The sequence below is a fragment of the Pseudomonas sp. GM_Psu_1 genome (assembly GCF_026544185.1).
In the GTDB taxonomy this organism is placed as follows: domain Bacteria; phylum Pseudomonadota; class Gammaproteobacteria; order Pseudomonadales; family Pseudomonadaceae; genus Chryseomonas; species Chryseomonas oryzihabitans.
On sequence record NZ_JALNUX010000003.1, the window covers coordinates 366,413 to 378,684 of the forward strand.

Sequence of the window (12,272 nt, forward strand, 5' to 3'; positions counted from 1 at the left end):
CCTGCATGGCCGTCGCCCCCTCGCTCACTGCCGTTACCCGCGCCTTACCCGAACGTCCCGCCACCGTGTTGCGCGACGCCACCGAGGCCCTCGATGCCGCGGCGGCGCTGGCGGAGGATTTCGCCCGCGAAGCGCTCAGTCGCGATCAGGAGCGGCGCCTGCCCTGGGCCGAGATCGAGCGTTTCTCGGCCAGTGGTCTCTGGGCCATCACCGTGCCGCGGTCGTTCGGCGGCGCCGGGGTGGGCTTCGGCACCGTGGCGGAAGTCATCGCTCGGATCTCCGCGGCAGACCCCTCCCTGGGCCAACTGCCGCAGAATCACTTGGGCGTGGTCAACAACCTGCTGCTGACCGGCAGCCCGGACCAGCAGCGTCACTACCTCGGCCTGGTGCTCCAGGGCTATCGCTTCGGCAATGCCTTCTCCGAGGCGCGCAGCAAGACCGTTACCCAGTTCGAGACGCGCATCCGCTTTACCGGGGACACCGCCTGGATCGATGGCGAGAAGGCCTATTGCACCGGCGCGCTGTTCGCCCATGTGGTCCCCACGGTGGCGCTGGACGAGGAGGGCTTGGCTCATCTCGCCCTGGTCCCGCGCGATGCCGGTGGCCTGACGGTGATCGACGACTGGGACGGCTTCGGCCAGCGCACCACCGCCAGTGGCCGGGTGCAACTCAAGGGCGTCAGTGTCCGGCGCAGCGCGGTGCTGCCGGCCTGGAAGGCCTTCGAACGGCCGACGGCGGACGGCCCGGTGTCCCAGATCATCCAGGCGGCGGTGGACGTCGGCATCGCCCGCGGCGCCTTTGCCGCCACCCTGGCGGCTGCCCGGGTGGCGCGGCCCTGGACCGACAGCGGACTCGAGCACGGCTGGCAGGATCCGCTGAGCCAGGCGCTGATCGGCGACCTGAGCTGGCGGCTGGCCGCCGCCGAGGCCTTGCTGGAAGACGCCGGCGCCGCCGTCGACCGGGCTCTGGCGGCGCCCTCCGCGGCCAGCGTCGCCGAGGCCTCGGTGGTGGTGGGGCAGGCCAAGATCGCCTCCACCGAGATCGCCCTGGCCGCCGCCAATCGCCTCTGCGAGCTGGGCGGCACCCGCAGCGTCTCGGCGCGCTTCGGCCATGACCGCCACTGGCGCAATGCCCGCACCCATACCCTGCACGATCCGGTGCGCTGGAAGTACCACCTGATCGGCAACCACCTGCTCAACGGCGTCGAGCCGCCCCGTCACGCCTGGAACTGATGCCATGACCGATCTCGCCCCTGCCATCCAAGCCGAACTCGCCTTCGCCGACCAGGTACTCGCTGACCTGCGCGAGGCGCTGCCCCTGGACGCCCGCGCCCGCGATCCGCTGGTGATCGCCACGGTGGGTGACCTCCAGGTGCGCCTGGCCGCCGCTCGCGCCCTGCAGCGACCGCACCGCAGCGAAGACGCCCCGGTACGCCAGATCCAGGCGCGCCTGGCTGCGGACCATGCCCGCCAGCTTGCGGCCGAACTCAAGCGCGAATGGCTGACGGACGCCCCGGCGCCCCGTCAGCCCGGGCCGAGCGTTCGCGACCTCCGGCGCCTGCTGGGCGAGCACCACCTGACGATCACCGACTAGAAAAGGACTGCCATGTCACTGCGTACACTGCTTCGTTCCCTCCTGCTAATGCCGCTGCTGGCCACGACCGCGCTGGCGGCTGCCGACGAGATCCCGTCGCTGGCCGGCAAGCGCATCGCCATCAGCATGACCGGCACCAGTCACTACTTCGATCTCAAGGCCTTCCAGGCCCAGGTGGAAGAGGTCAAGCGGCTGGGCGGCACGCCCATCACCCTGGACGCCGGTCGCAACGACAAGAATCTGGTGACCCAGCTGCAGACCCTGGTGACCCAGAAGCCGGACGCGGTGATCCAGACCCTGGGCACCCTGAGCGTGATAGACCCCTGGCTGCGCCGCATCCAGGCGGCCGGCATCCCGCTGTTCACCATCGATGCGCCCTCCCAGTACAGCCTCAACAACACCACCTCGGACAACGCCGCCGCTGGGCGGGAGCTGGCCGAGCAACTGGCAAAGGACACCGGCGCCAAGGGTGACATCCTGGTGTTCAACGGCTTCCAGGGCGTGCCGGTCTGCGCCATCCGCTACGCCGAGTTGCGCAAGGTACTCGACGCCCATCCGGGACTGAAGATCATCCAGCCCGAGTTGCGCGACGTGATTCCCAACACCGTGCAGGACGCCCGTGGCCAGATCGCGGCGCTACTCAACAAGTATCCCAAGGGGCAGATCGCCGCCATCTGGTCGGCCTGGGACATTCCCCAGCTCGGCGCCAGCCAGGCGCTGATCGAAGCGGGCCGCACCGAGATCAAGACCTATGGCGTCGACGGCACGCCCGAGGTGCTGGAGTTGCTCAAGCGCGGCGACAGTCCGGTCGGCGCGGTGGTCGCCCAGCAACCGGCGCTGATGGGCCGGACCGCGGTGCAGAACGTCGCCCGCTATCTGGCCGGTGCGCGCGACCTGCCCAGGGAGACCCATGTGGCGACCCTGCTCACCACCCCTGGCAACCTGAGTCAGGTCGCGGCGCTGCGAGGTGATCCATGAGCAGGGCGATCCTCGAACTGCAGGGTATCTCCCGGCGTTATGGCGCCACCCGGGCGCTGGACGGTGTGGACCTGACCCTGAGGGCCGGCGAGATCCACGGCCTGATCGGCGAGAACGGTGCCGGCAAGTCCACCCTGATCAAGGTGCTCGGCGGCCTGGTGACGCCCGACACCGGGGCGCTGCGCCTGCATGGTGAAGTCCTGACGGGCGTCGGGCCGCGCGAGTTGGCCCGCCGTGGCATCGCCATCATCCACCAGGAGCGGCTGCTGCCGCCCAACTTCACCCTGGCCGAGGCGCTGTTCTTCGGGCAGGAGCGGCGCCTCGGCCCGCTGCTGGATCGCCGTGGGCAGGAACGGGCGGCGGAGCGGTTGCTGGCCGAGCGTTTCGGCCTGGACTGCCGCGCGCGAACCCGGGTGGCGGAGCTGAGCAGCGCCGAACAGCAGCTGCTGCAGATCAGCCGGGCGCTGCTCGGCACGCCGGAGGTGCTGGTGCTCGACGAACCCACGGTGGCCCTGGCCCATGGCGAGGTGGAGCGCCTGCTGAGCCTGCTGCGCCAGTTGCGCGACCAGGGGCTGGCCCTGCTCTATGTGTCCCACTACCTGCAGGAGGTCGAGCGCCTCTGCGATCGCGCCACGGTATTGCGTGGCGGCCGGGTGGTGGCGGAGGTGACGCCCAGCGTGACGCCGGCAGCGGCCATGGCGCGGTTGATGATCAACCGGGAGCTGGGCGAGGCCTATCCCAAGGCCCGGACCGCGCCGGGCGAGGTGCTGCTGGAGACCCGCAGGCTGGGCCGTCCGGGGGCCTTCGCCGAGGTCGACGTGCAGGTGCGCCGTGGCGAGGTGGTCGGAATCGCCGGCCTGGTGGGCTCAGGTGCCAAGGAGCTGCTCAAGACGCTGTTCGGTCTGTTGCCGGTAGCCGAGGGCGAGTTGCTGCTGGACGGTCGCCCGCACCGCTTCGCCAGTCCCCGCGCGGCGGTGCGAGCAGGACTGGCGTTGTTGCCGGAGAATCGCCGCCAGCAGGGCGTGGCACTTGATCTCACCGTGACCGAGAATCTAACGCTGGCCGCCCTGGAACGTTTCAGCTGGTTCGGTCTCCGCCGGCCAGGCGCCGAACGCCAGGCGGCGCTACGGCTACGCGAGGCGCTGGACATCCGTACCCCGGATCTGGAGACGCCGGTGCGTCATCTCAGCGGCGGCAACCAGCAGAAGGTCGCCCTGGGCAAATGGCTGGCCCGGGACGCGCGGCTCTATCTGCTCGACGAACCCAGCGTGGGCATCGATCTCGCCGCCCGCGCCGAACTCTATCGCCAGGTCGCCCGGCTGGTGGAGCAGGGCGCCGGCGTCCTGATCCTGTCAGTGGATCTGCCCGAATTGCTCAATCTCTGCGACCGCATCCACGTGATGCACCGCGGCCGCCTGCTGCCGGCACGCCCGGCGGCCGAGTTGACGGCGGAGGAGCTTCTGGCCGCCGCCACCGGCGCCCGTGAGTGGCACGCCAGACAGCAGCGGAGGGCAGATCTTGGCCTCGCCTCCTGAGCGGTTGTCGATCCCGGTCTTGACCTGGCGCCCGGACCTCTGGCGCCATGGCGCGCTGCTGGCCTTCGCAGTGATCGCGGTCCTGTTCGCCTGGCGCGCACCGGGCTTTCTCGGCGCCGGCAATCTGGCCAACATCGTGGCCCAGGCCGCCATTCCCGGCATTCTCGCCCTGGGCCTGACCCTGGTGATCGTCGGCGGCGGAGGTAACGTTCTTGCCGGTGGCCTGGACCTGTCGCTGGCGGCCAATCTCGGACTCTGCGCGGCGTTACAGGCGACCCTGGTCAACGCCGGCTACGGCGCGCCGCTGGCCATTGGCCTGACCCTGGTCTGCGGGTTGCTGGTCGGAGCGCTCAACGGCCTGACGGTGACCCTGCTGGGCCTGCCGCCGCTGCTGGCCACCCTGGCCAGTCTCAACGTGGTAGCCGGTCTGGAACTGGTGCTGAGCGAGAATACCGTGCTGCCGGCCAGTGCGCCCTGGCTGGATCTGCTGGGCCTCGGCAGCTGGCTGGGCATACCGGCCGCGGGTTGGGTGCTGCTGGTGACCGCTCTGGCGCTGGCGGTGCTCCTGCAGCGCACCCCCTATGGGCTGCGCCTGGCGGCGGTGGGCGACCATCCCGAGGCGGCCCGCGCGGCGGGTCTACCGGTGCGCGGGCTGGTGTTTTCCAGCTATCTGCTGGCCGGCGGCTGCGCGGGCCTGGCGGCGCTGCTGTCGGTCGCCTGGTTCAGCGGCAGCACCCCGGGTTCGGGCGAGTTGCTGCTGCCGGTGGTGGCCATCGCCTTTCTCGGCACGGTGTTCTCCTGGCGCTCGCAACCCAGCGTCGGCGGCACCCTGCTGGCGGCCCTGCTGGTGGGGATGCTCGGCAATGGCTTTCAGTTGCTCGGGGTGAGCAGCTTCCTGGTCAATGGCGTCCAGGGCACGCTGATCCTGCTGGTGGTGGCCGCGGCCAGCCTGCGCCAGGAGGGCCATCGATGAACGCGACCCTTGCCCTCGGCCGGTCCGGTCTGCGCCTGGCATTGCCGTTGCTGTTCCTGGCGCTGGTGGTGGTCTTCGCCCTGGCCGCGCCCGGCTTTCTCAGCCAGGGCAACCTGCTCAGCCTGTTGCTGAACAATGGCCTGGTCCCCGCGCTGGTGGCCCTGGGATTGACCTACGCCATCGCCGGGGGCGGCATCGATCTTTCGGTGGGCATCGCCCTGGATCTGGCGGCCTTCGGTTGCATCGCCCTGCTCAACGCCGGTTGGCCGCTCGCCGTGGCGCTCGCCGGTGGGGTGGGGCTGGGCTTGCTGGTGGGGCTGGCCAACGCCCTACTGGTGGCCGGCGTGGGGCTGTCGCCGTTCCTGGCCAGCCTGGGCGTGCTGTTCATCGGTACCAGCCTGCAACAGCTGCTGTCCGAGGGCGGCCTGCCGCTCTACCTCAAACCCGAATTCCGACCCCCTGCGAGCAGCTGGCTGGGCGCACCGGCGGCGGTCTGGGCGGTGGCGCTGCTGGCACTGCTCTACGGGGTGGTACTGGCGCGCGGCCGCCTGGGTCGCGCCCTGCTGGCCCTGGGCAGCCAGCCGCTGGTGGCGCGTCATTCGGGGTTGGCGCTGCGCCGCCTGGCGCTCTGGACCTGCCTGGCCACGGCCCTGGCGGCGGCGGTCGCCGGCATCCTGCTGGCGCTGCGTATCGATGCCTATGTGCCGCTCTCGGGCAATGCCTACCTCATCAACGGCATCGGCGCCGTCTTCATCGGCGCCAGCCTCAATCGCCACGGCCGGCCCAATGTCCCTGGCAGCCTGCTGGGCGTGCTGTTGCTGGCGGTGGCCGCCAACGGCCTGCTGCTGGTGGGCTGGAATTTCTACTGGCAGCAGGTGGCCACCGGGCTGCTGATCCTGCTGGTGCTGACCCTCAACCAATTGGCACGGCGCCGCGACGCGTCGCGCTAGGAGTCCCCATGTCCCGCGAAATACGCCTCAATGCCTTCGACATGAATTGCGTGGCCCACCAGTCGCCCGGACTGTGGCGCCATCCGCGCGACCGCTCCTGGGAGTACAAGGACCTCGAATACTGGACGGAGCTGGCGCAACTGCTCGAACGCGGGCTGTTCGATGGCCTGTTCATCGCCGATGTGCTCGGCCTCTACGACGTCTATGGCGGCGGCCCGGCGGCGACCCTGCGCGAGGCCACCCAGGTGCCGGTCAACGATCCCCTGGCGCTGATCACCCCCATGGCGGCGGTGACCCGTCACCTGGGTTTCGGCCTCACCGCCTCCCTGAGCTTCGAGCATCCCTATCCCTTCGCCCGGCGGCTTTCCACCCTGGATCACCTGACCCGGGGGCGCATCGGCTGGAACATCGTCACCTCCTATCTGGAAAGCGGCGCGCGCAACCTCGGCCAGTCCGCGCAGGCCGATCACGATGCCCGCTACGACTACGCCGAGGAATACCTGCAGGTGGTCTACAAGCTGCTGGAAGGCAGCTGGGAAGAGGGCGCGGTGCTGCGCGACCGCGCCTCCGGCCGCTTCACCGATCCGGCCAAGGTGCATCCCATCGGCCACCACGGTCGGCACTTCCAGGTGCCCGGTTATCACCTCTGCGAACCCTCGCCGCAGCGCACGCCCGTGCTCTACCAGGCCGGCGCCAGCAGCCGTGGCCGGCAATTCGCCGCCGAGCACGCCGAATGCGTCTTCGTCGCCGCCCCGTCCAAGACGGTGCTGAAGAAAACCGTGGCCGATATCCGCCGCCGGGCTGCCGAGGCCGGTCGCGATCCGCGCCAGGTGCTGATCTTCAACCTGCAGACGGTCATCGTCGGCGAAACCGATGCCCAGGCGCGGGCCAAGTGGCAGGACTACAAGGGCTACGTGAGCTACGAAGGCGCCCTGACCCTGATCTCCGGCTGGACCGGTATCGACTTCGCCGCCTACCGCCCGGACCAGGTCCTCAAGCACCTGCACACCAATGCCATCCAGTCCGCCGTGGAGGCCTTTTCCACCGCCGATCCCGGCAAGCAATGGACGGTGCAGGAACTGGCCGACTGGGTCGGCATCGGCGGCTTCGGGCCGCTGTTGGTAGGCAGTCCGGCGACGGTGGCGGACGAGTTGCAGAGCTGGGTTGAGGAGACCGACGTGGATGGTTTCAACCTGGCCTATGCCGTGACCCACGAGACCTTCGCCGACGTGGTGGACTTGCTGGTTCCGGAGCTACAGCGGCGCGGGGTCTACAAGCGCGCCTATCAGCCGGGCACGCTACGCGAGAAGCTCGGCAGCGCCGGCCCGCGGCTGCCGGCGGAGCACCCGGCCGCCGGCTATCGCGACCTGGCGCGGCAGCGGGAGGAAAGCGTGATACGGGTGCCGGCCTAGTCCGCCCCGTTATACCGCCTTTTCATAGACGGCAAAGCCCCAGTAGCCACTGCCGGTCTTGCTGACTTCTAGCCAGCCTTGGCGTAGCAACTGCCTGGCGATCAGTCGATTCATGAAGCCGTGGCCCAGCAGCAATATGCTGTCCGGGCCACCGGCCAGGGCGGCGAGCTTGTCTGCTGCCTGTCTCGACCGCTGTTTCGCCTGGGCACAGGACTCGGAGTCTTTCGCCACTCCGCACAGCCACAGCAGACGAAAGACGAGGGCCCAGGTGAAGGGTGACAGGCTTAGCAGCGGAACGCTCACCACGGGCAGTGCCGCCTCGCGAAAGGTCGTGTCCTCGATGGCTGGCGCCTTGCCCAATGCGGCGAGAGAAGTCAGGGCGCGTGGTGCAGTGCTGGTGGCTGCCAGGCCGATATCCCTGGCCGCGGCTATCGCCTCCGGAGTGGCGGCATCCGTGCCTATATCGGACCGATCATAGTCCGCGATCCAGTCGACCATGTCTCGCGCGGCGACGGCACGGTAGTTCTCCAGCGCCGGCTTGCCGTGGCGCATCAGTATGATTTTCATGGGACCTGGGTCGTTGCCGGAAGAAAAACGCTTGGATATGAACGCCTCTTGCAACTAGGTCATGGCAAGGGCTATCCCGTGATTATAACGGCGACTCCCAGCGTATCGTGCGCTGGGCACTCCGGCGTTGGCGAGGCTGCGCCAGCTTTGCTCCGGGCGCCTTGCTGGTCCGGTTGCCAAGGGCAGGAGGCCGCAGGGGCGAACCCACTGTGCCGCCGGCTGGGGGACGAGGCGGACCTGGGGCAGCGCCTACACCAGCGGTTCGGCGATCCGCTCCAGCAACTCGGGTCCATCGTTCTTCACGCTGCCCACGGCCTTGCCCACCGGGTACCAGTCGAAGGCGTCCACCGGCGTACCCTCGACCTCGCCGATCTCGCTGGCGCGTTCCATTGGCAGCTCGGGGTCCAGCCATTCGCGCGCCACGGCGGGTGGCAGGACCAGCGGGCGGCGGTCGTGGATGTCGACCATGCCGGCGTCGGAGGCAGCCGTGATGATGACGAAGCCGTCATCGTCCTGAGGTGCCTGGTCGGCCGGGCGGAAGTGGCCGATGGCGGCAAAGAACAGCGGTTCGCCGGATTTCAGCCTGATGAAGTAGGGCTGCTTGAGCTTGGGATCGGCGGAATCCTTCTTCCATTCGTACCAGCCATCGGCGATGACCAAGGCGCGGCCTCTTTGCCAGAGGCCGCGAAACATTCGGCTGGTGGCCGCCGTCTCCACGCGCGCGTTGATCACCGGCGGCCGCTTGGCCTGGCGCGCCCAGGCGGGCTGGTAGCCCCAGCGCACCGGATCCAGGTGCAGGCCATCGGCCTGCTGGTGGAGCAGCTGAACCCGGGTGCCGGGCGCCACGTTGTAGCGACCCAGGGCGCGGGGCTCAAGGCCGGTGCGGACGTCCGCGGGCTGGGCGCCCAGGGCGTCCAGGTAGTCGAGGGCATAGCGGTACTGGGCGAAACGGCCACACATGGGATGCTCCTGGGCGAGGGAGACACAGGCTGAAGCGCCGCGCGTCCCTACTTTGGACCGCGCCCCACGCGTGAAGTACCTGGCGCTCAGGCCTTGGGCGCCGCCGTCTCGCGTCCGGCCAGACCACGGTCGTGCAGCACCATCCCCGCGACCAGGGCTGCGACGAAGCCATAGATCTTCGCGATACCCAACCCCAGCGCCGCCAGCGCCGGCCCTGGGCAGAGGCCGGCCAGACCCCAGCCGAGGCCGAAGAGTGCGGCGCCCAGCACCAGGCGGCGATCGACGGGGCTGATAGGTGGGAGATGAAACTGGTTATCGAGCAGGGAGCGGGCCAGGCGACGCTGCAGCTGGACCGCCGGCATGGCCACCAGCAGGGCGCCGCCCAGAACGAACAGCAGGCTGGCATCCCAGTGACCGCTGGCGAGATCGAGGAAGCCCAGGACCCGGGCGGGATCGAGCATGCCGGAGAGGGCCAGACCGCTGCCGAAGATCACCCCGGCCAGCAGGGTGACGACCAGCCGCCAGGACGTCATCGCAGCAGCTCCGTCAGGCTGGCGGTCGCGAGGCCAACGGCCAGGAATACCGCGGTGGCGGCCAGCGAACGGCGTGAGCCGCGAGCCACGCCGAGGATGCCATGACCCGAGGTGCAGCCCGAGCCCAGCCGGGTACCGAAGCCCACCAGCAGCCCGGCCAGCAGCACTGTCGGCCAGGTCGCGTTCACGGTCGGCTGGGGGAAGTCGTGCAGACCGCGCATCAGCAGCGGACCCAGGACCAGGCCCAGCAGGAAAACCAGACCGGTGCCGACCTGCTGGCCGCCCAGCAACCGACCAAAGATGCCGCTGATGCCGGCGATCCGGCCGTTGACCAGCAACAGCAGGCTGACCGCCGCACCCAGCAGCAGTCCGCCCGCCAGGGCAGGGAGATAGGCGGCGAGGGTCATGCTGGCGTGTCCTGCGCCTGGCAGAAGATCTGGTAGAGCGCCTGCAGCAGCTGGGCGGCCTTGTCTTCGGTGAGGCGGTAGAAGATCTGCTTGGCCTCGCGGCGGGTGGTGACCAGGCCGGCTTCGCGCAGCACGCCGAGTTGCTGGGAAAGGGTGGGCTGGTGGATGTCCAGGCGGGCTTCCAGTTCGCCGACCGCGTACTCGCCTTCGGCCAGGGCGCAGGCCAGCAGCAGGCGAACCGGATGCGCCAGGGTCTTGAGCAGGGCGGCCACCTCCCGGGCGCGGACCTGCATATCCTGGGCAGAGAGGGCCGCGCCGGGGGAGGGTTGGGCAGGAAGAGTCGTCATAAGCACGCCTGAGCGAGGACAATATACATATTTATATAATGTATATTGTCTCTCCGGCAAGCGTGATGTGGCGCGTTGATCCGCGCCAGGGTGGTACCCGTCAGCCGATCAGTGACCGGGCGAAGTCGCGATAGCCGTGCAGCGGGCGCCCCAGCATCTGCACCAGCCGCTCGCGGTCGCCGGGTTGCGGCAGCATGCCGTCGCTGACATAGCGCTCGGCCATGAGCCTCATCTCGTAGGCCATCCAGGCCGGCATGAAGGTCGCCATGTTCTGCTCGAAGCCCTGGGGATCGTCGCCGGCGTAAAGGATGGGGCGACCCAGCAGTTCGCTCCAGATCGCCGCGGCGCCCTCGCCGGTGAGGGTGTCCGGGCCGACCAGGTTGAGCGTCGTGCTGGGCAGCCTGCCCGGCGCCTGATCGCGGCGGATGAGCTCGAGGGCGGCGACCTCGGCGATGTCCCGGGCATCGACCATGGCCACGCCCTTGCCGCCGAGAGGCATGGGATAGATCCCGTGCTGCAGGATGACGTCCTTGAGCATGGCTTCGTTGTCGATGAAATAGCTGGGCCGCAGGATGGTGGCGCCAAAGCCCATGGCCGCGAGCATGCGTTCGGCGCCGAACTTCACCGCGAAGTGCGGCACGTTGACCGCGCTGTCGGCGCCGAAGACCGAGAGATAGACGACCCGCTCGACGCCGCTCTCCCAGGCGATGTTGAGGGTGATGAGCGCCTGGGTGAATTCGTCGCCGGTCACGGCGTTGAGCAGGAAGAGGGTGGAAACGCCGCTGAAGGCGCGGCGCAGGGCGGCGAGATCGAGCAGGTCGCCCTGCATGACCTCGACGGTGGCAGGAAAATCGGCGCTGGCCGGATTGCGGGTCAGTACCCGCACCTTGGCATCGCGCTGCACGAGTTGTTGCACGAGGTGGCGGCCTACGCGGCCGGAGGCGCCAGTGACGAGGATGGTCATGTCGGTAACTCCAGGTGGGTGAGGGGTGGAGCCACCTTAAGTCGTCTCACCTTGAGCCAATAGCCGCTAAAATAGGAACACTTCGTTCCATAATCGAGACACTGCCTTGGACTTCAGTCTGCTCTTTGACTTCCAGCTCATCGCCACCCACGGCGGCATCGGCAAGGCCAGTCGCGCCAGTGGCCGACCCAAGGCCAGCCTGTCGCGGCGGCTGGCCGAGCTGGAAGAGGCCCTGGGCGTCAGGCTGATCGAGCGGGGTGGGCGCAGCCTGCTGCTGACGCCGGCCGGTGCCGAGCTGGCGGCCAGGACCCTGGGGCCGCTGCGCGAAGTGCAGGAGGCGGTGGCGGCGGTGCAGGAGGGGGTGGCGGTGCCGCGTGGGCGGTTGCGCATCGCGGCGCCGCTGCTGTTTTCCCAGGTGGCGCTGGGACGTCTGAGTGCGGATTTTCGCCGGCAGTATCCGGAGATCCTGATCGAAGCGGTGGGCGAGGATCGCCTGGCCGATCTGGTGGACGAGCATTTCGACCTGGCCATCCGCATCAATCCGGCGGCCGACAGCCGCCTGGTGGGGCGCTGTTTCGCCCGGGATCGAAGGGTGCTGGTGGCAGCACCTGGCCTCGATCGCCCCCCGGAATCCGCTGCCGAACCCATGCCCCTGCCGGCGGTAGTCATGCCCGGCCATGGCGACGGCGAGGTCTGGACGCTCGCGGAGGACGGGGCGCGCTTCCTGCCCCAGCCGGTGGTGCAGCTGACCTCGCTGTTGACCATCCGTGAGGCGGTGCTCGCCGGGGCGGGCGCGGCGCTGTTGCCGCTGTCCCTGGTGCAACGGCAGCTGGATGAGGGTGCGCTGAGCCGCTGGGGCACCCAGGCCGGCGAGACCGAACTCTGGGTGCTGCACACCTCGCGGCGACTGCAGAGCCCCAAGGTCAGGGCCTTCGTCGATTTCCTCTGCGCGCTCTATCCGGACGGCATCTTTCGGCTGGACTAGCGGACACCGCTGGCGGCGAGACGACAGCCTGCGTATCACCCGCCGCCCTTTGTCCGGATAATGGCGGC

The 12,272-nt window shown here is 69.2% G+C and carries 14 protein-coding genes; 8 read left to right on the forward strand and 6 right to left on the reverse strand.

All coding sequences use genetic code 11. The features are described 5' to 3' along the window. Positions 1–5: 5 nt before the first annotated feature. The 7 genes from OXS31_RS06830 to OXS31_RS06860 are packed head-to-tail and all read left to right on the forward strand — an operon-like array spanning position 6 to position 7,441. Complete coding sequence (locus tag OXS31_RS06830) at positions 6–1,232, forward strand: SfnB family sulfur acquisition oxidoreductase (RefSeq protein ID WP_144944759.1); 1,227 nt, start codon at positions 6–8, stop codon at positions 1,230–1,232. A 4-nt stretch (positions 1,233–1,236) separates the two neighbouring features. After that, a complete protein-coding gene (locus tag OXS31_RS06835; RefSeq protein WP_027599625.1) occupies positions 1,237–1,593 on the forward strand; it encodes a hypothetical protein in 357 nt (118 codons plus the stop codon). A 48-nt stretch (positions 1,594–1,641) separates the two neighbouring features. Beyond that, positions 1,642–2,571: a sugar ABC transporter substrate-binding protein gene (locus OXS31_RS06840; protein ID WP_231501027.1), complete on the forward strand. Its 930-nt coding sequence runs from the start codon at positions 1,642–1,644 to the stop codon at positions 2,569–2,571. Then, a complete protein-coding gene (locus tag OXS31_RS06845) occupies positions 2,568–4,106 on the forward strand; it encodes a sugar ABC transporter ATP-binding protein (protein ID WP_267398416.1) in 1,539 nt (512 codons plus the stop codon). Before OXS31_RS06840 ends, OXS31_RS06845 begins: the two co-directional genes overlap by 4 nt. Next, a complete protein-coding gene (locus OXS31_RS06850) occupies positions 4,090–5,079 on the forward strand; it encodes an ABC transporter permease (protein ID WP_267398417.1) in 990 nt (329 codons plus the stop codon). Before OXS31_RS06845 ends, OXS31_RS06850 begins: the two co-directional genes overlap by 17 nt. Further along, on the forward strand, positions 5,076–6,029 hold the full coding sequence (locus tag OXS31_RS06855) for an ABC transporter permease (protein ID WP_267398418.1): 954 nt from the start codon (positions 5,076–5,078) through the stop codon (positions 6,027–6,029). Before OXS31_RS06850 ends, OXS31_RS06855 begins: the two co-directional genes overlap by 4 nt. An 8-nt stretch (positions 6,030–6,037) precedes the next feature. After that, positions 6,038–7,441, forward strand: coding sequence for an LLM class flavin-dependent oxidoreductase (locus OXS31_RS06860; protein ID WP_074582727.1), 1,404 nt, complete (start codon positions 6,038–6,040; stop codon positions 7,439–7,441). Between the two features lie 9 nt (positions 7,442–7,450). Here the strand turns inward: OXS31_RS06860 and OXS31_RS06865 are convergent, their stop codons facing one another. The 6 genes from OXS31_RS06865 to OXS31_RS06890 all read right to left on the reverse strand — a co-directional run bounded on the left by OXS31_RS06865 (position 7,451) and on the right by OXS31_RS06890 (position 11,219). Further along, entirely contained in the window at positions 7,451–8,008 is a 558-nt protein-coding gene (locus tag OXS31_RS06865) for a histidine phosphatase family protein (RefSeq protein WP_267398420.1), read from the reverse strand. A 249-nt stretch (positions 8,009–8,257) separates the two neighbouring features. After that, entirely contained in the window at positions 8,258–8,968 is a 711-nt protein-coding gene (locus tag OXS31_RS06870; RefSeq protein ID WP_027599618.1) for an SOS response-associated peptidase family protein, read from the reverse strand. A gap of 86 nt (positions 8,969–9,054) precedes the next feature. Further along, positions 9,055–9,501, reverse strand: a complete 447-nt coding sequence (locus OXS31_RS06875) for a YeeE/YedE family protein (protein WP_267398423.1) — start codon at positions 9,499–9,501, stop codon at positions 9,055–9,057. Next, on the reverse strand, positions 9,498–9,908 hold the full coding sequence (locus OXS31_RS06880) for a YeeE/YedE thiosulfate transporter family protein (RefSeq protein ID WP_267398424.1): 411 nt from the start codon (positions 9,906–9,908) through the stop codon (positions 9,498–9,500). The genes OXS31_RS06875 and OXS31_RS06880 overlap by 4 nt, the downstream gene beginning before the upstream one ends. After that, the gene (bigR, locus tag OXS31_RS06885; protein WP_007158613.1) at positions 9,905–10,201 is read right to left on the reverse strand and encodes a sulfite-sensing transcriptional repressor BigR; all 297 of its coding nucleotides are present in this window, start codon (positions 10,199–10,201) and stop codon (positions 9,905–9,907) included. Before bigR ends, OXS31_RS06880 begins: the two co-directional genes overlap by 4 nt. A 154-nt stretch (positions 10,202–10,355) precedes the next feature. Further along, entirely contained in the window at positions 10,356–11,219 is an 864-nt protein-coding gene (locus OXS31_RS06890) for an NmrA family NAD(P)-binding protein (protein ID WP_169853725.1), read from the reverse strand. A 106-nt stretch (positions 11,220–11,325) separates the two neighbouring features. Between OXS31_RS06890 and OXS31_RS06895 the strand changes: the two genes are divergently transcribed. Further along, entirely contained in the window at positions 11,326–12,204 is an 879-nt protein-coding gene (locus tag OXS31_RS06895) for a LysR family transcriptional regulator (RefSeq protein WP_267398425.1), read from the forward strand. The last annotated feature ends 68 nt before the right edge of the window (positions 12,205–12,272 follow it).

Bases quoted from the DNA above. Each gene is read 5' to 3' on its own strand.
- OXS31_RS06830 (WP_144944759.1), top strand. From the start codon at position 6: ATGGCCGTCGCCCCCTCGCTCACTGCCGTTACCCGCGCCTTACCCGAA.
- OXS31_RS06835 (WP_027599625.1), top strand. From the start codon at position 1,237: ATGACCGATCTCGCCCCTGCCATCCAAGCCGAACTCGCCTTCGCCGAC.
- OXS31_RS06840 (WP_231501027.1), top strand. From the start codon at position 1,642: ATGCCGCTGCTGGCCACGACCGCGCTGGCGGCTGCCGACGAGATCCCG.
- OXS31_RS06845 (WP_267398416.1), top strand. From the start codon at position 2,568: ATGAGCAGGGCGATCCTCGAACTGCAGGGTATCTCCCGGCGTTATGGC.
- OXS31_RS06855 (WP_267398418.1), top strand. From the start codon at position 5,076: ATGAACGCGACCCTTGCCCTCGGCCGGTCCGGTCTGCGCCTGGCATTG.
- OXS31_RS06860 (WP_074582727.1), top strand. From the start codon at position 6,038: ATGTCCCGCGAAATACGCCTCAATGCCTTCGACATGAATTGCGTGGCC.
- OXS31_RS06865 (WP_267398420.1), bottom strand. From the start codon at position 8,008: ATGAAAATCATACTGATGCGCCACGGCAAGCCGGCGCTGGAGAACTAC.
- OXS31_RS06870 (WP_027599618.1), bottom strand. From the start codon at position 8,968: ATGTGTGGCCGTTTCGCCCAGTACCGCTATGCCCTCGACTACCTGGAC.
- OXS31_RS06875 (WP_267398423.1), bottom strand. From the start codon at position 9,501: ATGACGTCCTGGCGGCTGGTCGTCACCCTGCTGGCCGGGGTGATCTTC.
- OXS31_RS06880 (WP_267398424.1), bottom strand. From the start codon at position 9,908: ATGACCCTCGCCGCCTATCTCCCTGCCCTGGCGGGCGGACTGCTGCTG.
- bigR (WP_007158613.1), bottom strand. From the start codon at position 10,201: ATGCAGGTCCGCGCCCGGGAGGTGGCCGCCCTGCTCAAGACCCTGGCG.
- OXS31_RS06890 (WP_169853725.1), bottom strand. From the start codon at position 11,219: ATGACCATCCTCGTCACTGGCGCCTCCGGCCGCGTAGGCCGCCACCTC.